This window comes from Nodosilinea sp. E11, from assembly GCF_032813545.1.
In the GTDB taxonomy this organism is placed as follows: Bacteria; Cyanobacteriota; Cyanobacteriia; order Phormidesmidales; family Phormidesmidaceae; genus Nodosilinea.
Genome location: NZ_CP136520.1, coordinates 1020359 through 1042542 on the forward strand (window position 1 = coordinate 1020359; position 22184 = coordinate 1042542).

Genomic DNA, 22184 nt, shown 5'->3' on the forward strand with positions numbered 1-22184 from the left:
AGCTGTAGCCAGTTTGGTTACGACATTTCCCCTAAGAACGGTTGAACGGTTGAACGTTCTTAGATTTCTGGATGTCCTAACCCAGGTGACTATGGCTATAGCTATCAGCCTAAAAACATTAAGGAAACCGTAGACGATGTTCAAAGGGTCGCTAAAAATCGTATGGTTTTTAGAGGACACCGCACCCCCACAGCGGCTTTCATCTCACGTTATTTGTGTTCGCAAGAGACTCAGCATTGTCTATGGCTTCTCCCACCATCGAATCGATTCTCCACGAAAATCGCCTGTTTTCCCCCAGCGAAGGATTTGTTCAAAAGGCATCCATTCGTAGCCTAGAGGAGTATCATGCCCTCAGTGAGCGGGCAGCGGCAGACCCCGCCGGTTTCTGGGCTGAGCTCGCCAGCCAAGAACTGCACTGGTTTAAACCTTGGGATACGGTGCTCGACTGGCAGCCGCCCTTTGCCCAGTGGTTTGTGGGCGGCAAAATCAATATTTCCTACAACTGTTTAGATCGCCATTTGACCACCTGGCGACGCAATAAAGCCGCTTTAATTTGGGAGGGTGAACCCGGCGACACTCGCACCCTGACCTACGCCCAGCTGCACCGCGAGGTATGCCAGGTGGCTAACGTGCTCAAGGGACTGGGGGTGCAAAAGGGCGATCGCGTTGGTATCTACATGCCGATGGTGCCTGAGGCGGCGATCGCGATGCTAGCCTGCGCCCGCATTGGCGCACCCCACACCGTGATTTTCGGCGGCTTTAGCGCTGAGGCCCTTAAAGATCGCCTTAACGATGCCGAGGTCAAGGTGGTGATTACCGCTGACGGCGGCTTCCGTAAAGACAAAGTGGTGCCGCTAAAGGCAGCGGTCGATCAGGCCCTAGAGGGGGGCGGCGTACCCAGCGTGTCGAGCGTACTGGTGGTGCAGCGCACCAAAGACAATAGTCCCATGGTGGAGGGGCGCGACCACTGGTGGCACGAGCTTCAGGCCACCGCTTCGGCGGACTGCCCGCCGGAGGAAATGGATGCCGAAGACCTGCTGTTTATTCTCTATACCAGCGGCACTACAGGCAAACCGAAGGGGGTGGTGCACACCACCGGCGGCTACAACCTCTACACCCACATGACCTTTAAGTGGACCTTTGACATCAAAGATACCGATGTCTACTGGTGTACCGCCGATGTGGGCTGGATTACCGGCCATAGCTACATTGTCTACGGCCCCCTGTCCAACGGGGCGACGACGGTGATGTACGAAGGGGTGCCTCGACCGTCAAACCCAGGCTGCTTTTGGGACGTGATCGAAAAGTACGGTGTCACCATTTTCTACACCGCACCCACTGCCATTCGGGCCTTTATCAAAATGGGTGACGAACTGCCCAAAGCCCGTGACCTGTCGTCCCTGCGGCTGCTGGGCACCGTGGGTGAACCGATCAACCCCGAGGCCTGGATGTGGTATCACCAGGTGATTGGCGGCGAGCGCTGCCCCATTGTCGATACCTGGTGGCAGACAGAAACCGGCGGGTTTATGATTACGCCGCTGCCGGGGGTGATCGCCACCAAACCCGGTTCCGCTACTCTGCCTTTCCCTGGCATTCTCGCTGACGTAGTAGATTTAGACGGTCACCCGGTGCCCCCCGGCGAGGGCGGCTACCTGGTGATCAAACACCCCTGGCCCAGCATGATGCGCACGGTCTACGGCGACGACGATCGCTACCGCCGCACCTACTGGGAGCACATTGCCCCGATTGACGGCCAGTACCTCTATTTTGCGGGCGACGGTGCCCGTAAAGACGAAGATGGCTACTTCTGGGTGATGGGCCGCGTCGACGATGTGATCAACGTGTCGGGCCACCGTCTGGGCACCATGGAAGTGGAATCGGCGCTGGTGTCTCACCCAGCGGTGGCCGAGGCTGCTGTGGTAGGGCGCAAAGACGAGATCAAGGGCGAAGATATTTTTGCCTTTGTCATTTTAGAGGGCCACTATAGCGCCAGTGATGAGCTAAAGCAGGCACTAAAGCAGCATGTGGTGAATGAAATTGGCGCGATCGCCCGACCCGGCGAAATTAAGTTTGCCGATGCCCTACCCAAGACCCGATCGGGTAAGATTATCCGCCGCTTTTTGCGCAATCTAGCCAGTGGTGAAGCGATCGCTGGTGATGCCTCCACTATGGAGGATCAAAGCGTACTCGATCAGCTGCGTCAGGGCTAATCCTCGTCTAAGTCTAGTCATCCCCCGGTTTGTAGGGGCATAGCCTGCTATGCCCCTAGATTGTCGATCGCGCCCGGAGCAAGGGTTCTATTGATGTTCTAATCCCAATTTTCTATCCAGCCGATGCTTAATATGACGGTGCTGGCTAGCGACCAAGCTTGGCCTAGTTAGGGCGATCGCCCCAACTAGGGGATTCGCCAAGCTATAGATAGGGTTACCTCGTGACTATAAATCTCGCTTAGCCACCGCCATTTATAGCCATAGTCACTTGGGTTAGGACATCCAGAAACCCTAGAAACGTTCGAACGTTCAAACGTTCTTAGGAGACATGTCTTAACCGGACTGGCTATATCAGAGTCAATGCCCTTCGGCTCTGGACTAAAAGCACCGACGCCTCTACCTCTCACTCCAAAAAGTGTTATCTCAATAAAATTATTTTATACCCTAAGAGATAGGCGAAATCGCTCAAAATAGGATAGGAGCATTGAGTTGCATGGGTTTTCTTACAGATCGATCGGGCTACTGATCGCTCCGCAAGAAAACCCGACAAAGTCCCTAACGATTCAAGGCGCTGTACCGGTGTTTGACCCAAGCCATCTGCTTACAAAGCGTAAAAGCGTAGATACTGATGGGGTTAAGCGGTAGGCAAATCTAGGAAATTAGCAAGGCTCATTGAAATCATTTGCTTTTTAGGGGCCAGTTTTTAGCGACCTGACTAGAATGAGTTGTGCGAATCGGCAGGTTTATTTGCTATTATTCTTTTGCTATTCATGAACGGTCGCCAACCTCACTTTCAGAGTCGACCTGTTGTTTTTCAGCACTAGCTTCACGTCTTACCTAAGGATTTTCACTGACAATGGCAGAAAAACCCACTCCCCTAACCGGCAAAGCATTGCTCCAAAAGGTTAAAGACCTGTCTGACCTAACCAAACGTGAAACCGCTAAAGAATGCGGTTACTATACCCTCACCAAAGACAAGCAGGTGCGGGTCAATTTGTCTGGCTTTTATGATGCATTGCTAGAAGCCAAAGGTATCAACCTTGATCCTGAAAGCAACAAAGATGGCCGAGGCCGCGAACCGACCTATCAGGTTAGCGTCCACAAAAACGGACAGATTGTTATTGGCGCTACTTATACCCAAGAAATGGGCCTTAAGTCTGGCGATGAATTTGAAATTAAGCTGGGCTATAAACACATTCATCTAAAACAGTTAGACGTCGATACCGACGAGTAGCAGTACGTATACACCATTCCAACATTGACGATAAAAATGTTAGCGATCGCCCATCTGGTTGTTTTTTTTTGATCTGGATGGCCCTGGGCATTCCAGCTAGTTTGCTGGTTGTTCGCTTGGGAAAAATTCCCCTCACCTATCCGGTAGCCCCGCAGCACAAACTGCCCCTGCTGCTGCCCCTCTACCTGTTAGCACCCGTGGCGGTTGAGGGGCATCGCCGCCTAAGCGCAGGCACCTGGGCAGACTACGGCGTGGCCTGGAATGTGCCGTTTTGGCAGCTTGTGGCAGTCGGGTTTGCGATCGCCACCGGGGGAGTAATAGCTCTGGTAGCCTTACAGATAGGGCTGGGCTGGCGGCGGTGGCAGCCTCACCGGCAAGCCCCCGACGATTTATCTGTCTCTAAACCCGACCCATCTAACCCAGAGCCGGCGGCTGGGCCAGGGCCAGGGGGTGTGCTACTGGCAGTACTCCCCCTGGCCCTATTTATTGGCTGGATCGAAGAACTGGTGTTTCGCGGTGTGCTGGTCAATGGTCTGGGGCAGGCGTGGCCTCTCTGGGCAATGGCGATCGCCGTCAGCCTAATTTTTGCCGTCTCTCATCTGGTCTGGGATGGCCCCGCCGGAGCCCCCCAACTGCCAGGGCTAGCGATCATGGGGGCCGTGCTGTTGCTAGCCCGCTGGGCAGTTGGCGGCAGCCTCGGCTTAGCGTGGGGTCTCCATGCCGGTTGGGTGTTTGCGATCGCCGCGATCGACGCCCTGGCCCTAGTTAAACCCGGCAAGGACGGTCCTGCATGGCTGATCGGGCTGCCCGATCAACCCCTGACTGGAGTGCTGCCGCTGGCGCTGCTGGTGTTAACGGGGATCGGAGTTTGGGGGTGGAGTGGGCTTTAGGCCTGGGAACTGTGGGATTTGGGCTAAGGCGACTTCTAAACCATAGTTTCCCAAATGGTGGGCAGTGCCCACCCTACAGCGGCTACAGTTGATCGGCTAAAGCTGGTATCTTTTTGCCTGGAAATCTCCTAGGTACAACCCACCCTGGGGCCTGATCCTAAAACTAGTCACCTAGCCCCCCTGTTCTCTCCTCATCCCGACTGAGCGTAATTACCGTAATGGGCGTCAGCGGTTGCCAGCGGGTCAAGGAGCCGACTCGGACGCCGTGCTGTACTTGAATTTGGCGAAGCTGAGCTTGCCAGGCGGTCGATCGATCGACCCAGGCCAGCACGGTGCCCGTATGCTCTAGGGTGGCGAGGGCAAGCACTATCCGCCCCTTGGCGCTGAGGCGATCGGCACACCGATCTAAAATTTCGCTCAGGTGACCGCCGCTGCCGCCGATAAAAATGCGATCGGGATCGGGCAAATCGCCCAGAATGTGGGGTGCGGATCCATAGATCGGGTACAGATTGGCGTTGCCCAGACGGTGCTGGTTTTGCTGAATCAAACCATGACCAGCGGCGGTTTTTTCGATGGCATAGACCTGGGCCGTGGGGCACAGGCGATTGATCTCAATGCTCACAGAGCCGGTTCCAGCTCCGATATCCCAGACGATCTGCTCGGGCTCAGGGGCGAGGTCGGCCAAGATTTGAATGCGAATATCGCGCTTGGTAATCAGGCCGGGCCGATCGCGGAAGGTCGCAAAGGCGCGATCGGGCAACCCGATCAGCGGCAGCGGGTCTAAGGTTGGGCCGTCCTGGGCTTGTCGCTGAAGCACGACCACGTTGAGCGGGGCAAAGGTAGCGGCGATCGCCGCCTCTGGGCTGATGCAGCGCACCTGTTCGTCCTCACCGCCCAGGGTTTCGCAGACCTTGAGCTGGTAGCGGTAGGGCAACTCCAGGTCGAGAATCAACTGGCCCAGGGCAGCGGGGGTATGGGTAGGGTCGGTGAGTACGGCGATTAACTCATCCCCCCGGCCCAGGGCAGCCATCAGTTCATCGGTCGATCGGCCATGAACACTAATCAACGTTGCCCCTTGCCAGGGCAGTTTCAGACGGCTAAAGGCCAGCTGTACCGAACTCAGGTGCGGGTGAAAGGTCAAGCTCTCGGCGGGGAGCTGTTCGAGTAGCAGCCGTCCCAGGCCAAAAAACAGCGGATCGCCCGAGGCCAGCACAATGATGGGGCCAGTATGATCAGCGGCGAGCCGCTGACGCAACCGATCGAGGGTGGTTTGTAGGTCATCTAGCGACCAGGTCTCAGCGATCGCATCGGCAAAGTAGCTGAGGTGGCGACGGCTCCCCACCAGCACAGCGGCTTGATCGATCAGGGTTTGTACCCTAGGGGCCAAGCCTGATCGACCATCCATACCGACGCCCACGACTTGAATCGGGGTCATGGCTGTTGTTCCCAGGCCAAGACCAGCAGAGCGTTGAGCATGGCGGCAGCCACTGGCGATCCCCCCTTGCGCCCCTCTACCCGAATCTGCGGCACGGCGGTCTGGGCCAGGCGCTGCTTCGACGCGGTAACCGCCACAAAGCCCACTGGCGCACCAATGACCAGGGATGGATGGACGGTACCGGCGTCAATGCGATCGCATAGCGCCATCAGCGCCGTGGGCGCGTTCCCAATCACCACCAGAGCCTCAGGATATTGCTCTAAACACCGCAGCAGCCCCGTCTCCGTACGAGTGCGCCCCGGCTCAGCCGGATCGCCCACCGTCACCGCCGTCAGCAGCGGATTTTGAAAGGTGCGCTCCACTAGGCCCACCACCCCCTGGCGCACCATCGTCACATCGACAATAATGGGGCCGCCCTTAGCCAAGTGCTGGATGGCAGCGGCGATCGCCCCCTCGCCAAAGGTCACCAACTGCTTAAACTCGAAGTCGCCAGTACTGTGAATCACCCGGCGCACGACGGCATACTCTGCCGGGGTAAACGAGTGAGCCCCAAACTCTTGATCGATCAGCGCAAAGCTTTCTTCTAAAATAGGGCTTTGCCAAAGCTTCGCCATGGAATACTCGCCGTAGGTCATAGAGCTGCTAAGCCGCCAGTTCCGGCCTAGGACGTTCTATCATCCCACAGTCCCTAGTCCAAATGATTCATGAAAACAGACGTTGGAGGCTGTCATTCCCGCGAATGCGGGAATCCAGTTGGAAGTAGGTTGCTTCGCATAGATTCCCGTTTTCATAGGAATGACGGGCATTGCCTTAGGGTTGTGAATAATGCAGGCTAGCTTGATCAGCTCATTGTCTATCTCCCCCTCACTGCTTACCCTTTACCCATCTACGCCCTTCTCCCCATGCCCGCCTACTATTTCTGGGGTGATGACGATTTTGCCCTGCAAACCGCCGTCCACGACCTGCGCCAGCGCACCCTCAATGAGGACTGGGCTAGCTTCAACTACGACGTGATCCCGGCCGATGCTGCCAATGGCCCCGCCGAGGCCCTCAACCAGGCCATGACGCCCCCGTTTGGGCAAGGTCAACGGCTGGTGTGGCTGGTGAATACGGGCCTGGGTCAACGCTGTCCTGAGCCCGTGCTGGCTGAGTTCGAGCGCACGCTCCCCAAAATTCCTGACACCACAGTACTGCTGCTGACCAGTGTCGCGAAGCCCGATGGTCGAGCTAAATTTACTAAATTTTTTAAGACCTGGGGTGAGGTACGCGAATTTGCCACCATCCCTCCCTGGAAGACCGACCAGATTCACCAACAGGTGGCGGCGGTGGCCAGCGATCGGGGTATGGCTCTAGAAGCTGGCACCGTAGATCTGTTGACAGAAGCAGTAGGCAACAACACTCGCCAACTCCACCTAGAACTAGAAAAGCTAGCCCTCTACTGGGGTACAAACCCCCAGCCGATTCCTCCCGCCGCCGCTGCTGAGTTAGTAACGGTATCGACTCAAACTAGCCTAAAACTTGCCCAGGCCCTCAAGCAGGGCGACACTTCCACAGCCCTGGGGCTGGTGAGCGATCTGCTCGATCGCAACGAACCGGCCCTGCGCATGGTCGCAACCCTGGTTAGCCAGTTTCGCCTGTGGCTGTGGCTCAAGGTCTTGGCCGGGGTGGCTAGCGATGCTGAAGTGGCCGCCGCCGCCGAAATTGCCAACCCCAAGCGCATCTATTTCTTAAAGCAAGAGGTGCGATCGCTAAGTTTAGCCCAATTGCAACAGAGTCTGCCTTTGCTACTAGAATTAGAATCTGACTTAAAGCAGGGCCGAGATGAGCGCGCCATCCTCCAAACAAAAGTCATAGAACTCTGTCGAGTGTTTAAACCGGGCAGCCTCTAGCCCAAGGTTTGGAACTCATGGGGGGCCTGACCCGTCTGGGCTGGGAGACCCTTTTGGGTTAAAAGACACAGCATCTACGCCGGGGTCAGCACCCTTACCCTACAAGAGTGGTTTAATTCCCAGCGGTTTTAAGGTTATCGGAGCATGGAATTGGAGCACGGGACCATTCTGGTTAGAACCAGCACAGGAGAGACACACCTAATGATTCATCGATTGATTAACGTTTTACCCCTGTCTAATCGCACCCTGGCCTTAGCGGCGGTGGTGGCTAGCCTCACCGTCCTAGCGGGTGGTGCTGGGGTACCGAGTCCCGTAGCCGAGGGCGTTACCCTCGGGGCTGTAGCTCAAGCCCAAGATAGCGGCATATCACCGGAAGAAGTCATGGGCTATGCCGCCTCGGTGTTAGAGATGGATAGCCCCCGCAACGAGGCTTTTAGCCAGATCAAAACCCTGCTGACGGGCACAAGTCACGATATCAACGCCATTGATATGTCGTGCACAGGAACAGCCAATCTCAACCAGCTGCCCCGCGCCCTGCGCAACAACGTGCGCACCATTGTGGTCAACTACTGCAACCAAGCCAGCACCATTGTGCAGGCCAATGGGCTGACGGTGCGGCGATTCAACGCCATCACCGCGGCCCACCCCCAAGACCCATCCCTAGCCGAGCAAATTCGCACGGCGATGGTACAAATTCAGCAGTCCCAGGGATCTTCCCGCTCGGTTAACGGCGACACGAACTAATGCAATTTATTGATCAGGCTGAAGTTGAGGTAATTGCCGGTGACGGGGGCGATGGCATCGTCGCCTTTCGGCGAGAAAAGTACGTGCCCGCCGGTGGGCCAGCAGGAGGCAACGGTGGCCCTGGAGGGTCAGTCTATTTGCGAGCGTCTGGGCAACTCCAGACGCTACTCGACTTTCGCTATGCCCACCGATTTAAGGCCGACGATGGCCAGCGCGGTGGTCCCAAAAACATGACCGGGGCCACGGGGTCCGATTTATATCTAGAAGTGCCCTGCGGTACGGCCATCTACGATGCCCACTCTGACGAGTTGCTTGGCGACTTGGTGACAGCAGGGCAGGTACTCTGCGTTGCTCAGGGCGGTAAGGGCGGTTTGGGTAACCGCCACTTTCTCAGCAACCGCAACCGCGCTCCAGAGCATGCGTTACCAGGTTTGCCTGGCGAAGAACGTCGCCTGCGCCTAGAGCTCAAGCTGCTAGCCGAAGTCGGCATTGTCGGCCTGCCCAACGCCGGCAAGTCGACGCTGATTGCGGCGCTGTCGGCAGCACGGCCCAAAATTGCCGATTACCCCTTTACCACCCTCATTCCCAACCTAGGAGTAGTGCGTCGGCCAACGGGCGATGGCACGGTGTTTGCCGACATTCCAGGGCTGATTGAGGGGGCTCACCAGGGGCTAGGACTGGGCCACGAGTTTTTGCGCCACATTGAGCGCACTCGGGTACTACTGCACTTAGTCGACGCCACCGCTGAGCACCCTGTCGAAAACTTCCACACCATTCAGCAGGAACTGGCGGCCTACGGACGCGACTTGATCGATCGCCCCCAGGTGCTGGCTCTCAACAAAATTGATGCCCTCACCGCCGAAGATTTGGCTGAGCTAACTCAACAGTTTGAAGCCCTAGTGCCGGGGCCAGTCTATGCAATTTCGGCGGTGGCGGGTACCGGCACCGCACCCATGTTGCAACACATTTGGACTCTGCTCGATCATGCGGCTGCTGTTGCCGCTGCCGCTGCCGCCGCTGCCGCCGTGGCAACCCCAGACTTGTCTCCCCCAGAGCAACTGCAAGATGCCTAATACTGAATCCTGTTTGGTTGCCCTCGGTTCAGCAGGGCGCATGCCATGCGCCCCTACGGTCTGGCCGTTTGGGAATCGGGGTTATGCAATTCGGATTGGGTACAAGACAAACACTTACCCCAGGGATACTTGGTAAAAAAAGCTACCATCTTGCCCGCACTGCCGTTACTTAGGTTGCCCTCCCCGGGCATGCTAAGGCTGTGTTTCAGCAAGGTTTGAGCTTTGGCTATGAGCGTTCCTGTCTTTTCGGCACTGTCTGAGGATAAATCTGCCCTTGCTCCCCTGATCTGGCCCTGTTGCCCCCTTCAGGGGTTAACTCAAGCTGAGCAACAGCAGCAGCGCAGCCTGGCAATTTCGGCATTAGCGCTCATGGGGCCAGGCAGCATACCTGCCTGGGAAGAGGCTGCGCAGATGGCCGCTCAATTACTGCGAATGCCCCTGGCGGTGGCCACCCTAGCGCACGGCCCCACAGAATATATTCGAGCCGCCTACGGGTTGTCTTCGTTGGGTGTGGGCAACCCGCTGTCGCAGCAACGGCAACTGCCCCTAGAGCAAGGGCTGGGGCTTTACATTTTAGATAGCGAACAGCCGCTGCTGTTGCCCGATACTACCGATAACCCTGTTGTGGCTCAGAGTCAATGGGTTAGCGCCTACGGTATTCGAGCCTATGGTGGCGTACCTTTGATGACCTCCGAGGGCATCTGTATTGGCACCCTGGCGGTGATGGACATGCAGTCGCGCTCGTTCAGTGAGCAAGAGTTGGGGGTTTTGGCCATGGCCGCTCGCTGGGGCATGAGCGAATACGAACGCCAGCAGGCGACCTCCACCACGGCAACCGCGAAGCTAGGGCTAAGGGTATCCCCGGGTGGCCAGATCTCGGCCATGGCCACTCCGCCCCTAGAAGCGCTGATCAATGCCGTGCGCCTGAACTTGATCAACCAACTTACCCAAGATTTACGCAGCCCGCTGACGACGGTGCTGGGCATGGCCACAATGCTAAGCCGGGAAATCTATGGCCCCCTGACCGAAAAGCAGCGAGAATACACCGACATCATGTGCCACAGCAGCCAAACGCTGATGGCCCTGGTAGACGAAATTCTAGAACTAAATACCTCCCAGCCGGAGCGGCCCGATCTGGTGCCCACCTCCGTCGATATTGCCACCCTAGGCCAGCAGGTGATTACGGCCCTTACGCCCCTGGCCGAGAAAGCCGCCCAGACCTTGAGGTTTACGATAGAACCGGGGGAACACCACTGGATTTTAGACCAGCGCACAGTGAAGCAAATCTTGTACCACCTCATCTTTAGCATCATGCAGGTGGCTGGCGACAACAGTGATCTCTGTGTGCATGCCTGTCGTCGAGGTGAAGCACTTTCGCTAGTGATGTGGTTGGCTAATCCGTGGCTGGGGGAAGGGCTACCGAGCGAAGTGCTGACTGTGTTTCAGCCCCCGACCGATAGAGATGATTGGATACAGACCATGCCCCTGCCAAACGCTAGCTCTGCGCCTCAAGAGCTTTTGGGGCTGTTGCTCAGTCAGCACTTGGCCCAGCGTCACGGTGGGCAGATTAGGGTGCAGGGTAGTGCAGACAGCGGCTGCCGACTGGCAGTATTGCTACCCGTTCTCGATGGGGCAAAGGTACGGGCTGAGGCCACCCACGTTGCAGCTGAGGTAGGAGTACTGCGCTAGCACTTGCGGCGTAGATACAGCGGTATAACCCCACTCTAACTCTGGGTCTCGGGTTCGCTTGCGCTGTCAAGGTTGAACGTTAGGGTGACTGTTCACTCTCCAGGGAGTAAGGCATCACAGCGGCATGAATTTCTGCTGTTCTAGCTGTAGCCAGTCTGGTTGAGACAGTTCCTCAAGGACGTTCGAACGTTCAAACGTGCTTGAGGTTTCTGGATGTCCTAACCCAGGTGACTATGGCTATAGTTCTGCCCTATTTACGTAAGCTTAACCAGAAACCGGTCTTGTCTTAAGCTTAGCCCGACACTATGACAACGTGGTGCAGGCGTTGACAGGGTGATTAGCGTTCAGGTCAGAGGCTAATCCGTTGTTTTTAGGCAATAGTCATTGCTCCACCGTTAGCAATGACTATTGCCCCATGCTTGCCCTGGTCGTTCTGTCGGCGCTCCGTCATGGGGCGTTTCTGCCGTGCAAAACACAACCCCTGGGCGATCGCCAGCCGCCCATGCCCCAGAGCGCATTTTAATTATTGATGACGAAGACTTGATTCGTGAAACTGTGGCCTTGGCCCTGACCGATGAGGGCTATCAGGTGGTGGCCATTGAATCGGGGCAGCTTGCCCTGGATTTAATCTTTGCGGCAGCTAACGATCGCGGGCCAGGGCAAACGATTGATCTGGCAATTGTTGATTTGATGTTGCCCGGTGTCAACGGGCTGGATATTTGTCGGCTGATGCGTCACCACAACCTAGACATACCCATTTTAATTTTGAGTGCCAAGGCCACCGAGATGGATCGGGTGGTGGGCTTAGAGGTGGGAGCCGACGATTATCTCGCAAAACCCTTTGGCATGCGGGAGCTAATTGCTCGCTGCCGAGCGCTATTGCGGCGACACCAGTGGATGCTCTCGCAGCCCGATACTGCTGTCTTAGCCTATAGAGATATTGTTCTTTACACAGCAGAGTTTAGGGTGATCGTGGGGGGGCAAGAGGTCAACCTTTCGCCCAAGGAGTTTCGCATTCTAGAACTGTTTTTGCAGAATCCGCATCGGGTTTGGTCGCGGGAGGAGCTAATTCAGGTGGTATGGGGGGTCGATTTTGTGGGCGATCGCAAAACCGTTGACGTCCACATTCGCTGGCTGCGAGAGAAGATTGAGGCCGATCCGGCCAATCCCCAGTACGTGACGACGCTGCGAGGGTTTGGCTACCGGTTTGGGTGAGCGGGTAGCCGATGGCAAGCATGAAAGCGGAGGAAGGGTTTGCGATATGATCGAGAAGGTTTGAATCCTCAAGGGGAGGTAGATTTTGCGAGAGATTTTGATTAGCGTGGGCGTGTTGGCGGCCTGCCTGCTGGTGCTAGTGGTAGCTCAGTTTACTAGCCCTCAGCCAGAGGCAATGGCCTCTAATCTAGGGAACGTTGAGGTGGCCGAAACGGCAGCTACTCTAACCGATACAGCGACCCAAATTGCCCAAGCCGCCGATTTAGCTCCTAATACTTCTGCTGAGACTGCTGACGCTATGACGAACCCCACCGAAGAAACCCTGGTTACGACTGACTCTGGCCTCCAGTATGTAGATGTGGTGGAAGGCACTGGAGCCATGCCCCAGGCTGGCCAACGGGTTACGGTGCACTACACGGGCACCCTTGAAGATGGCACTAAGTTCGACAGCTCCCGCGATCGCGGACGGCCTTTTAGCTTTCAGATCGGTGTCGGCCAGGTGATCAAAGGCTGGGATGAAGGCGTGGGCACCATGCGGGTGGGCGGTCAGCGCAAGCTGGTGATTCCGGCTGAGCTGGGCTACGGCAGCCGGGGTGCAGGTGGGGTAATTCCACCTAATGCTACTCTGCTGTTTGATGTCGAGCTACTGCGAATTGGCTAGGGCAACCCGTTACAGCTAATCACCGTTTCCAAACTACTCAAAGACCGCTGCTGACGATGTCGCAGCGGTCTTTGGTGTCATTACCCCAAAGGCAATTACACCAAAGACCACCCGGCTACCCCCGATTCAGCCGGGCGTATCCGAAGCGGCCCTACAGGTTGGCCGTTTGGGAATTGGGGGTGTGAGATGGCGAGTCGGTATTAGAGGAAGGCGATCGCTGCAAAGCATGAACAGGCGGCTACGACCCTGGGGCTAAGGGTAGAGACCAGCCTAGCCAGCCCCTACCTTAGCGATCGGCCTCTTGGGACTTTTGAAACTGGCGCAGGGCGCGCTGGGTTTTGGGACCAGCCACGCCATCGACAGGGCCGGGATCGTAACCGCGCTTGGCTAACTGCTGCTGCACCTGGCGGGTGCCCTCGGTGAGGCTTTCGTCTAGCTCTTCGAGCAGCTCTAGGGCTTCATCGCCGGGGTTGGCGGTGTGGCTGAGGTCAAGTAGTTCTCGCAGCCGCGACTTGAGGTTTTCGTTCACCGAGGCATAGACCTTGGTGGCGCTGCCCAGGCCAATAGCGTGGTCGATAAAGTGGTCGGCTTCATTGATCCAAAAGTCGAGGCGGCCATCGGTTTCGGCCTGGGCTAGCAGCGTGGCCATGCGCTGGCTGTCGGCATCGTTGAGGCTGGGGCGGGTGGCCAGGTGGCAATACTCCCGCACAAGGGCCAGGCAGTGGGCATTGGCAATGCCTGGAATGTGATGCGCTAACGATTCACCCATAGTCTGACTCGTGTGGTTCGGTGTGGTATTGACGGTACAGTATTCACAAAATCAACGAAGCATTCCCAAGGCTGAATCTGTAGTTTACCCGCTGCATAGGCCGCTCGGCGAGGGGGTAAACCCCCATGGCATCTAGTGCCCAGCCATTTTGTGACCCAGATCGGCGACGTTGGCGGCGGCAACGGTACTCTCATAGACAAATTGCCCGTCGCTGATCACGAGAATGCGATCGCCCAGGGCCAGCAGCTCATCTAAATCTTCGCTCACCAGCAACACGGCCACCCCCCGGTTGCGGGCTTCGACCAAAGCATTGTGAATCTGGTCTACGGCAGCGAAATCTAGCCCAAAGCACGGGTTAGCGGCGATCAGCAGGTTAACGTCGGGGGAAGATAACTCCCGTGCCAGCACCGTACGCTGCACATTTCCCCCCGATAGGTTTTGAATGGGGGTTTCGGGGGAGGGGGTCTTAACGCCAAACGCTTGAATTAAACCCAGAGCCGCCTGGCGAATCGCCTTGAGACTGAGCCACAGGCGACCTCGGGCCTGGGGAGGGCGATCGAAGGTGCGTAGGGCCATATTCTCAGCCACAGACATACCGGGGACGCAGGCGTTGCGCAGGGGTTCTTCGGGCAGGGCGTAGACGCCGTGGCGCACCATCTCACGGCGGGTAGCGCGGTAGGGGGTGCCGTTGATGCTGACCTGGCCGGCGCTGGCAGGACGCTGTCCGGCCAGCACTTCGACGAGCTCCCGCTGACCGTTACCTGAGACCCCGGCAATGCCGACGATTTCACCGCTGTGCACGGTCAGGTCGAGGGGACCAAAGGCGGGCAAGCCATTGTCTTTAATCGCTTCTAGGGTATTGACGGTCAGCACCGGCTGAGACGCGGCCTGGGGGGTTTTATCCACCGCTTTGGTGACTCGCTCTGACCCCAACATCATGCGGGCCATATCGGCCACAGTCAGGTCGACGACGGCTCCGTGGCCCGCCAGTTGCCCCTTGCGCAACACCGTCACCTCGTCGGTAAAGGCCAGCACCTCCCGAAACTTGTGGGTGATCAGCAGCACGCTCAGATGTCCGGCCTTTACCTCTTGACGCAGTAGCCCCAGCACCTCGTCGGCCTCGTCGGGGGTAAGCACCGAGGTGGGCTCGTCAAGAATTAGGATGCGGCTTTGCAGGTAGAGCTGCTTGAGAATTTCGAGTTTTTGCTTTTGCCCCGCCGCCAGCTGGCCCACGGGCGTATCAAGATCGACTTGAAAGGGCGATCGCGCCATAAACGTGCGCAGGGCAGCGTATTCTCGCCCCCAGTTAATCACCTGAGTGCGATCGTAGCGGCTGAGCACCAGGTTTTCGGCAACGGTCATGGCGGGCACCGAGGTGAAGTGCTGATACACCATGCCAATGCCGCAGCCGTGGGCATCTTTGGGACTTTTGATCGGGTAGATCTGCTCATTGACTAAGATCTGCCCAGCGGTGGGGGCATAGAACCCCATAATGCATTTCACCAGGGTGCTCTTACCCGCCCCATTTTCGCCCAGCAGCCCGTGAAACGTACCAGGTTTGAGGGTGAGGCTGACATTCTCAAGGGCCGCCAGGGTGCCAAACCGCTTGGTCATACTGACCACCTTCAGCTCGGGCGGCGGAGTGAGATGCAGCAGGGGAGGCGCAGTGGCAGTCATAGGGGAAACGTCAGCGGATGGTTGATCGAAGCTGCGGTCTCAGGTCGCTCAAAGCTTTGGGCATCATAGCTCCAGAGCCTGGCTTAAAGCTGTGAGCAAGCATTCATTTTCAGCAGAGTGACGTACTGCTACTCGAAAGTAGTGCTCTCCTAGCTCAGCAAAGCTCAGGCAGTCTCGAATCAGCACCTGATGACTCCGCAGCAGGCGTTCTTGTAGCCCAGGGGCAGGGGTATTGGTGTGTACCAGCAGGTAGTTGGCGGCCCCAGCCAGGGGAGATAACCCCGGCAGCTGCCGCAGGCCGTCAAATAGGGCCTGGCGGGCGGGGGGCAACCACTGCCAGGTACGAGCCTGAAAGGCAGTGTCTTGGACAGCGGCGATCGCCGCCGCCGCCGCCAGGGCATTGACGGGCCAGGGGTCGCGCCAGCGCTGCCAGCGCGCCAGCCGATCGGGGTGGCCCAGCGCATAGCCAATCCGCAGCCCCGGCAGGGTGTAGAACTTAGTCAGCGATCGCAGCACGACCAAATTGGGGTGGTGAGCCATTTCGCCAATCAACGACTGCTGCTGGTCGGGGGGCAAAAAATCCATAAACGCTTCATCCACAATGACCGTGGCAAAGCGATCGAGCAGCGGCTTGAGACTAACGGTGCTAAACAGCTGCCCCGTGGGGTTATGGGGATTGTTGATCAACAGGCCCGCCGCCTGGGGCCAGTCGGTGGCAGCGGGAAAGGCATAGTCAGCGGAGTCTTCACCTAGCGGCAGCGGCCAGGGATGGACAGGAACCCCAAAGGCAGCCAGCGATCGCCCATAGTCGCTAAAGGCCGGAGTAAGCAGGTGACAACCGCAGGGCTTGTCCGCTTCGGCTAAGTCGCGGGCCGCCCAGGTGAGCAGCTCAGCCGCCCCGTTACCCGGCAGCACCCAGTCGGGGGGTACCTGGTGGTAGCTGGCCAAGGCCCAGCGCAGGTCGGTGTACTCGGGGTCGGGGTAGTGGCGCAGCTGACCCAGGGCCTCGGTCATGGCCTCGGTCACCGATGCCGGTGGCCCCAGGGGGTTAATGCTGGCTGAAAAATCTAAAAGAGAACCGGGGGAACAGTTGGCGATCGCAGCCGCCCAAGCTAAATTTCCCCCGTGAATCGGTCGATTTGAAGGTGTGTGAGGCAGTGGATGAATCAAGGGAGTGGTTACTTGGCCACTTTTTCTTTAAACAGCTTGCCAGCAGAAAAGGCAGGCACCTTAGTGGCCGGAATCACCATGGTGTCTCCGGTTTTGGGGTTACGGCCTTCGCGCTCTTTGCGCTCACGGCGCTCAAACGAGCCAAACCCTACCAGGGTGACTTTTTCGCCCGAGGCTACGGCTTCCATAATGGCGTCGATGGTGGCAGTGATTACTGAGTCCACATCTTTCTTGGTCATGGCCTTATCGCCAGAGGCTTTCTCAGCCACCTTATCAACGAGTTCAGCTTTGTTCATAACTGTCTCCTATGGGCAAAGAACAAATATTGGAGTAGCAGCCGCTATCTGACGATAGGCCCAGGGCATAGACAATAGCCCCAGTAGCCAGAACGGCTGAAACCCCTGTCAATCCAGAATTTCACTGCCCCATTCTAAGGGCATCCCCAGGAAAGTGGATCGCCAAAAGCTTTAATTTATGTGGATTTCGGGCTTTTTTAAGAAAGTTAACCAAAAAACCTAGGGCCGCCAAAAAAAGGACGACCCTGGACAAGCCGTAACCACCTCAAAAGGCAAGCATTGAGCGCTGGGGCAAGCGCTTAGGTCAGCCAGTTAACCCAGTCTTGGGGCTTGAGAAACACCTCGTAGAGCCGAGCTTCGGGGCTGCTGGGCGCTGGGGTATAGCCATACTCCCAGCGCACCAGGGGCGGCAGCGACATCAAAATCGACTCGGTGCGGCCATTGGTTTGCAGGCCAAAAATAGTGCCCCGGTCGTACACCAGGTTGAACTCTACGTAGCGACCCCGACGGTAGAGCTGAAACTGCCGCTGATGATCGCCGTAGTCGGTGGTATGACGGCGCTCAACGATGGGCACGTAGGCGGGCAAAAAGGCATCGCCACAGTCGCGGGCAAAGTTAAACAGATCGTCCCAGCTGCGGGAGGGCAGTTCGCCAATGCCCTGGCTGGTCTGGTCGGCGGTTTTGCCCGCATCAGGGCCTCGGTAGAGCAAGCCTTGGCCGTCTTGGTAGTCAAAGAAAACGCCGCCTACGCCTCGGGTCTCGTCTCGGTGCTTGAGATAGAAGTATTCGTCGCACCAGGGCTTAAATACCTGGTAGTAGTGGGGGTTGTGGCGATCGCAGGTCGCCTTTAGGGTTTGGTGAAAATGCACCACATCTTCATCGAAGGGGTAGTAGGGCGTGAGGTCAATGCCGCCCCCAAACCACCACACCGGCCCCGCCTCAAAATAGCGGTAGTTGAGGTGCACCGTGGGCACGTAGGGGTTGCGGGGGTGCAGCACCATTGAGGTGCCGGTGGCGTAGAAACGGTGGCCTGCGGCTTCGGGGCGCTGCACCAAAATTGACGGCGGCAGATGGTCGCCCCACACTTCAGAAAAGTTAACGCCGCCCTGCTCAAACACTTTGCCCTGCTTGATCACGCGCGATCGCCCACCGCCGCCCTCGGGGCGTTCCCAGGCATCTTGCTGAAATTGGGCTCCGCCGTCGAGGGCCTCTAGCTTTTGACAAATGCTGTCTTGTAGCTGCATCAGCATGGCGCTGACGCGATCGCGCGAATCTGCCGGGGGTGCGGTGGTTGCGGCAGCAGGTTTAGAAACAGGGGTAGTGGTCATGGGCGTGGAGAAAACAATATGTTATGTCGGCACCGGGTCGAATATGTCACACTGTGGAATGGCCTCAGCAGGGGCTTGCGGATCCATTTCTCTCCGGCCACCTGCATTGTGCCCAGTGGCAGCCCTAGGCAAGTCGGCTCTAGACAGCGCCCTTCACGGTACCCAGTTTTCACACGCTACCGTGAAACCCGACCCAACACCAACCTGATCCGCCAGGTTGAGAAAAATGTTTAGAAACGCAACGTTCTGTAACGACAGCTCGGCCTAGGCCAGCGCTCTTTTGCCCCCTGTAAACCCCATGATCGTCTTGCCCATTCCCCTAACCCGCCACCGCCCCAAGTTACTGTCTTGGGGCATTAGCGATGGAGGGCATTGCTATGTTTAGCGCCGAGCGTTTTCCCCGTCCGTTTTTCACCCTCCTGCAGCTAATTCATCGGTGGGTGCAGGTACAGCAGCAGCTCGAAAAGTCTTACCTCACCGTCAGCACAGCCTCGGTTGACACCCTGTGGCAAACAATTATGAACCTGGCCGATGTCTCCTGGCATCCCCTGCTGACTAGCACTAACGCGCCCCAGGGGTTAACCCCTAAGCCAGGGCTGATCTATCGAGCCTTTACTCGCCTCTGTCCAATTCCGGTCAAAATTTTTGTCGAGCGGGTACAGCCCCACGAACTGATCAGCGTGCGGGTGCTGCCCATTCCCGGCCTAGAAGAGCAGGTCACCTACCACCTTAAATCTACCGTGCGCGGCACCCAGATTTCCTACTCGGTGACCTTGCGGGGTTGGCTGTCACCCTTGGCCTGGTCGCTGCTGCGGCCCTACGCCGCCAAAGTAGCCTTGGCCCTAGCGGAGGCAGCTGAGCACCCCGATCTATTAGATCGCCCCAGATCCCGCTCCCAGGCCTGGTAACGCTTCTTCCTAAGCACTTGTGCTCAAGGGGGGGCGAGGCGGCTTAAGATAGGTTTTAGCTGGCTTTCTTTCGCCTAAGGCGAGAGAGTGAGCCCGGCCCGAACAGAATGAGCGTCTAGGGAATGATTAAAAGTCATTCTTTGGATGAGCCATTCTGTTGCGTTTGCAATTTCTCAGCCCCACTTTTGCGACTCCATGAGCCTAACTCTTTCCGAAGCTTCCGTTTTAGACGTACTGCGCCCGGTGCAAGATCCGGAGCTGCAAAAGAGTCTGGTCGAACTCAATATGATCCGCAATGTGGCGATCGCCGATGGGGCCGTGAGCTTTACCCTGGTGCTGACCACCCCCGCTTGCCCCCTGCGCGAGTTCATCGTTGAAGACTGCGAGAAGGCCGTGCGCACCCTACCTGGGGTTGAAACCGTCGAGGTTGAAGTCACTGCCGAAACCCCCCAGCAAAAAGCCCTCCCCGATCGCACCGGCATTAGCGGCGTCAAAAACATCATTGCGGTGTCTAGCGGCAAGGGCGGCGTGGGCAAGAGCACCGTGGCCGTAAATTTAGCCGTGGCCCTGGCCCAGATGGGTTCAAAGGTAGGCCTAATCGACGCCGACATCTATGGCCCCAACGCGCCAATCATGATGGGCCTGAGTGAAGCCCAGGTAGTGGTGAAACAGGGCGAAGTGCTCGAACCCGCCTTTAACCACGGCGTCAAGCTGGTATCGATGGGCTTTCTGATCGATCGCGATCAGCCGGTGATCTGGCGCGGCCCCATGCTCAACGGCATTATTCGCCAGTTTCTCTACCAGGTGGAGTGGGGCGAACTCGATTATCTTGTGGTCGATCTACCCCCCGGCACCGGCGACGCTCAGCTCACCCTAGCCCAGGCGGTGCCCATGGCCGGAGCGGTGATTGTCTCCACGCCTCAGTCGGTGGCGATCTCCGACGCGCGGCGGGGGCTAAAGATGTTTCAGCAGCTGCAAGTGCCGGTGCTGGGCATTGTCGAAAACATGAGCGTGTTTATTCCCCCCGATGCGCCGGAGAAGCGCTACGACATTTTTGGTTCTGGCGGCGGCGAGTTGCTGTCAAAGGAGCTGGGCCTGCCGGTGCTGGGTTGCATTCCTTTAGAAATGGCGGTGCGCGAGGGCGGCGATGCGGGCATACCGATCGTGGTGCAGCACCCCGACTCTGAGAGCGCCAAGGCGCTGCGGGCAATGGCCCAGCAGGTGGCGGCGAAGGTCTCGGTGGTGGCGTTGGCCTCTTAGTAAGTAAGGTTTTGGGTGCTAGGTTTCAGGGTTGAGCTTTAGAGGCAGACCAGAACCTAAAACCCAAAACCCTTCCTGCTTGTCATAATCGATTGGGTGAACGGGTAGGCGACGGCTATGTTTGTAACCGATGTACAAAAGCGCTGGCGATCGCTGGCAGCGGGCTGGCAAGGCGTTGACTGGGTCCTGATGGCGCTGCCGGTGCTGCTGACCATCTTTGGGGCTGTGGTCATCTACAGCACCCAGCGCCATACCGATACTGTGGCCTACGGCTTTAACCACGCCATCATGGGGTCCATTGGCCTGGGGCTGGCCCTATGGATTGCCCGCAGTCGCTACGAAAGGCTGTTGAACTGGCAGTGGATTATCTATGCCGTGGTAAACCTGCTGCTGGTGGCGGTGATCTTTATTGGCACTGTGGGCCTGGGTGCCCAGCGCTGGATCACCATCGGCGGCTTTAACCTTCAGCCTTCAGAATTTGCCAAGCTGGGGTTGATTATTACCCTGGCCTCTATGCTCAGCCGCCGCGATGCGTCGACGCTATGGGGGGTAGCCAATGCCTTGGTGGCGACAATTTTGCCTTGGGCACTGGTGTTTATTCAGCCTGACCTGGGTACCTCCCTAGTGTTTGGGGTGATTACCCTGGCGATGCTCTACTGGGCCAACTGCAACCCCGGCTGGCTGGTGCTGTTTGTGTCGCCCCTAGTGGCGGCGATTTTGTTTCACCTGTCGCTGCCGGTGTGGCTGCTGTGGAGCGTGGGGATGGGGGCGATCGCCTGGTTTACGCTGCCCTGGCGCTGGTTTTGTACCGTTGTGGCTACAGCTTTCAGTCTGGTAGCGGGCAAGCTGGGCGATATTTTTTGGAGCCTGCTGCAAGACTATCAAAAAGACCGATTAATTCTCTTTCTCGACCCCCACAAAGACCCCCTGGGGGGAGGCTACCACCTGATTCAGTCGCGCATTGCCATTGGGGCGGGCAAGCTGTGGGGCCAGGGGCTAGGTCAGGGGTCGCAGACCCAGCTAAGCTTCATTCCTGAGCAGCACACCGACTTTATCTTTTCGGCGGTGGGCGAAGAGTGGGGCTTTGTCGGGTCGATGGTGCTGATTGGGGTCTACTGGCTGGTTTGCTATCGCCTGGTGATTATTGCTCAAAACGCCAAGGATGACTTTGGTTCGCTGCTGGTGGTGGGCGTGCTGGCGATGATCATGTTTCAGGTGATCGTCAATATTGGCATGACCATTGGTCTGGCCCCGATTACGGGGATTCCGCTGCCCTGGATGAGCTACGGGCGATCGGCGCTGCTGACGAATTTTATTGCCCTGGGGATTGTGGAATCGGTGGCTAACTTTCGCCATCGACTCAAGTTTACCGATTAGGGCGATCGCATGAGTTCTCTATCCTTACCCTAATAAGTGGTGTTTTTGCATCAGGGGTCAGGTGCCTTTGGTGCTGCGACTGATCAGGTCATGGCTATAAAAGGCACCTGACCCCTTAGAAGCCTCAATCTACCTGGCGATCGCGCCTCAGTAAGCTAAACACCTCTCCTTGCTCCGGGGTAATCAAAATTCCGGATGGCGGAATTGTCACGAACTGGCTCCACTCGCGCTGCTCGGCGTATCTGAGTAAATGCAGGTAGTTAATAGCCCCTCGCACCCCCTCTGGTGTGCCAATTACTGGCAAGGCGCAGGGGATCGAGACCTCCGAGTTCTTGAAGAACTCGGAGGTCTTGGCGGGT

Annotated in this window: 20 protein-coding genes; 12 read left to right on the plus strand and 8 right to left on the minus strand. The window is 57.5% G+C overall.

The genetic code is table 11. From position 1 onward, the window contains the following. The first annotated feature begins 242 nt into the window (after positions 1 to 242). The 3 genes from acs (at position 243) to RRF56_RS06915 (ending at position 4334) form a co-directional block, all read left to right on the plus strand. On the plus strand, positions 243 to 2210 hold the full coding sequence (gene acs / locus RRF56_RS06905) for an acetate--CoA ligase (protein WP_317036902.1): 1968 nt from the start codon (positions 243 to 245) through the stop codon (positions 2208 to 2210). An 856-nt stretch (positions 2211 to 3066) separates the two neighbouring features. Continuing rightward, positions 3067 to 3444, plus strand: a complete 378-nt coding sequence (locus RRF56_RS06910; RefSeq protein ID WP_317036903.1) for an AbrB family transcriptional regulator — start codon at positions 3067 to 3069, stop codon at positions 3442 to 3444. A 77-nt stretch (positions 3445 to 3521) separates the two neighbouring features. Next, a complete protein-coding gene (locus tag RRF56_RS06915; protein ID WP_317038343.1) occupies positions 3522 to 4334 on the plus strand; it encodes a CPBP family intramembrane glutamic endopeptidase in 813 nt (270 codons plus the stop codon). Positions 4335 to 4497: 163 nt separating this feature from the next. Here the strand turns inward: RRF56_RS06915 and cbiE are convergent, their stop codons facing one another. Together cbiE and RRF56_RS06925 are read right to left on the minus strand one after the other, a co-directional pair. Then, positions 4498 to 5769 carry a precorrin-6y C5,15-methyltransferase (decarboxylating) subunit CbiE gene (cbiE, locus tag RRF56_RS06920; protein ID WP_317036904.1) on the minus strand — a complete coding sequence of 424 codons (1272 nt, stop codon included), beginning with the start codon at positions 5767 to 5769 and terminating at the stop codon, positions 4498 to 4500. Then, entirely contained in the window at positions 5766 to 6383 is a 618-nt protein-coding gene (locus tag RRF56_RS06925; RefSeq protein WP_317036905.1) for a precorrin-8X methylmutase, read from the minus strand. The genes cbiE and RRF56_RS06925 overlap by 4 nt, the downstream gene beginning before the upstream one ends. Positions 6384 to 6671: 288 nt before the next feature. Here RRF56_RS06925 and holA point away from each other — a divergent pair, with 288 nt between their 5' ends. From holA to RRF56_RS06955, 6 genes are all read left to right on the plus strand, one after another. Beyond that, positions 6672 to 7658 carry a DNA polymerase III subunit delta gene (gene holA, locus RRF56_RS06930; protein WP_317036906.1) on the plus strand — a complete coding sequence of 329 codons (987 nt, stop codon included), beginning with the start codon at positions 6672 to 6674 and terminating at the stop codon, positions 7656 to 7658. 201 nt (positions 7659 to 7859) lie between these two features. Continuing rightward, positions 7860 to 8402 (plus strand): DUF4168 domain-containing protein, encoded by a 543-nt coding sequence (locus RRF56_RS06935; RefSeq protein ID WP_317036907.1) that lies wholly within the window; start codon positions 7860 to 7862, stop codon positions 8400 to 8402. Next, positions 8402 to 9475, plus strand: coding sequence for a GTPase ObgE (obgE, locus tag RRF56_RS06940; protein WP_317036908.1), 1074 nt, complete (start codon positions 8402 to 8404; stop codon positions 9473 to 9475). The genes RRF56_RS06935 and obgE overlap by 1 nt, the downstream gene beginning before the upstream one ends. A gap of 228 nt (positions 9476 to 9703) precedes the next feature. Further along, positions 9704 to 11164, plus strand: coding sequence for a GAF domain-containing sensor histidine kinase (locus RRF56_RS06945; RefSeq protein WP_317036909.1), 1461 nt, complete (start codon positions 9704 to 9706; stop codon positions 11162 to 11164). Positions 11165 to 11629: 465 nt separating this feature from the next. After that, positions 11630 to 12379 (plus strand): response regulator transcription factor, encoded by a 750-nt coding sequence (locus RRF56_RS06950; RefSeq protein WP_317036910.1) that lies wholly within the window; start codon positions 11630 to 11632, stop codon positions 12377 to 12379. A gap of 85 nt (positions 12380 to 12464) precedes the next feature. Then, entirely contained in the window at positions 12465 to 13040 is a 576-nt protein-coding gene (locus tag RRF56_RS06955) for an FKBP-type peptidyl-prolyl cis-trans isomerase (RefSeq protein ID WP_317036911.1), read from the plus strand. A 286-nt stretch (positions 13041 to 13326) separates the two neighbouring features. Here RRF56_RS06955 and RRF56_RS06960 read toward each other — a convergent pair whose 3' ends face one another. The 5 genes from RRF56_RS06960 to hemF form a co-directional block, all read right to left on the minus strand. Further along, positions 13327 to 13809 carry a peptidoglycan-binding domain-containing protein gene (locus tag RRF56_RS06960; RefSeq protein WP_317036912.1) on the minus strand — a complete coding sequence of 161 codons (483 nt, stop codon included), beginning with the start codon at positions 13807 to 13809 and terminating at the stop codon, positions 13327 to 13329. A gap of 132 nt (positions 13810 to 13941) precedes the next feature. Continuing rightward, a complete protein-coding gene (locus tag RRF56_RS06965) occupies positions 13942 to 15486 on the minus strand; it encodes an ABC transporter ATP-binding protein (RefSeq protein ID WP_317036913.1) in 1545 nt (514 codons plus the stop codon). 63 nt (positions 15487 to 15549) lie between these two features. Then, positions 15550 to 16656, minus strand: coding sequence for a threonine-phosphate decarboxylase CobD (cobD, locus tag RRF56_RS06970; RefSeq protein WP_317036914.1), 1107 nt, complete (start codon positions 16654 to 16656; stop codon positions 15550 to 15552). Positions 16657 to 16664: 8 nt separating this feature from the next. Next, positions 16665 to 16952: an HU family DNA-binding protein gene (locus RRF56_RS06975; RefSeq protein WP_317036915.1), complete on the minus strand. Its 288-nt coding sequence runs from the start codon at positions 16950 to 16952 to the stop codon at positions 16665 to 16667. 299 nt (positions 16953 to 17251) lie between these two features. Beyond that, positions 17252 to 18280, minus strand: coding sequence for an oxygen-dependent coproporphyrinogen oxidase (hemF, locus tag RRF56_RS06980; protein WP_317036916.1), 1029 nt, complete (start codon positions 18278 to 18280; stop codon positions 17252 to 17254). Positions 18281 to 18657: 377 nt separating this feature from the next. Between hemF and RRF56_RS06985 the strand changes: the two genes are divergently transcribed. From RRF56_RS06985 to rodA, 3 genes are all read left to right on the plus strand, one after another. Beyond that, the gene (locus tag RRF56_RS06985) at positions 18658 to 19188 is read left to right on the plus strand and encodes an SRPBCC family protein (RefSeq protein WP_317036917.1); all 531 of its coding nucleotides are present in this window, start codon (positions 18658 to 18660) and stop codon (positions 19186 to 19188) included. Positions 19189 to 19383: 195 nt separating this feature from the next. Continuing rightward, the gene (locus RRF56_RS06990) at positions 19384 to 20448 is read left to right on the plus strand and encodes an Mrp/NBP35 family ATP-binding protein (protein WP_317036918.1); all 1065 of its coding nucleotides are present in this window, start codon (positions 19384 to 19386) and stop codon (positions 20446 to 20448) included. Between the two features lie 117 nt (positions 20449 to 20565). Further along, positions 20566 to 21825 carry a rod shape-determining protein RodA gene (gene rodA / locus RRF56_RS06995; RefSeq protein ID WP_317036919.1) on the plus strand — a complete coding sequence of 420 codons (1260 nt, stop codon included), beginning with the start codon at positions 20566 to 20568 and terminating at the stop codon, positions 21823 to 21825. A 124-nt stretch (positions 21826 to 21949) separates the two neighbouring features. On the opposite strand, the gene RRF56_RS07000 is transcribed toward rodA, so the two are convergent. After that, the gene (locus RRF56_RS07000; protein ID WP_317038344.1) at positions 21950 to 22141 is read right to left on the minus strand and encodes a hypothetical protein; all 192 of its coding nucleotides are present in this window, start codon (positions 22139 to 22141) and stop codon (positions 21950 to 21952) included. Positions 22142 to 22184: the final 43 nt, after the last annotated feature.